Here is a 368-nt window from a genome sequence, read left to right as displayed (position 1 = left end):
CTATAAAATTGAATGGTTTAAAGGTTCAGCCACAGGTATATAAAGACTTAAAAAAAGTTGTTTTGAAAGATCCAAATTTAATTTATTTAATAACTTCAATTAAACATTCAGCAAATACAGAATTAAATGAGGGGCGAGGACATGAATTCTCATTCTGAAGTTAGTAGAATTTCAAAAAAAATATTGCCACTTGGTTGTGAATTTTTTCCTCAACAGAATGAAGTTATTGAAGCTGAGGGTTCTATAGATATAATTGCTGGACCTGGTTCTGGCAAGACTACCGTTTTGATAGCTAAATACGAGTTGTTATTAGCACGAAATGTTGAAGACAATAAAGGTATTTGTCTCATCACTCACACAAACGTAGC

1 protein-coding gene is annotated in these 368 nt (G+C 32.1%); it reads left to right on the top strand.

The window, feature by feature from the left end; translation table 11 throughout:
• Nucleotides 1–141: 141 nt before the first annotated feature.
• Nucleotides 142–368: UvrD-helicase domain-containing protein (locus R0J87_RS18870; RefSeq protein WP_498888133.1), on the top strand; the 227-nt coding region annotated here is incomplete at its 3' end.

The organism is Halomonas sp. SIMBA_159, from assembly GCF_046536035.1.
GTDB lineage: Bacteria > Pseudomonadota > Gammaproteobacteria > Pseudomonadales > Halomonadaceae > Vreelandella > Vreelandella venusta_A.
Note: the sequence above shows the minus strand (reverse complement) of the source record. Positions and strands in the feature narration are given on the sequence as shown.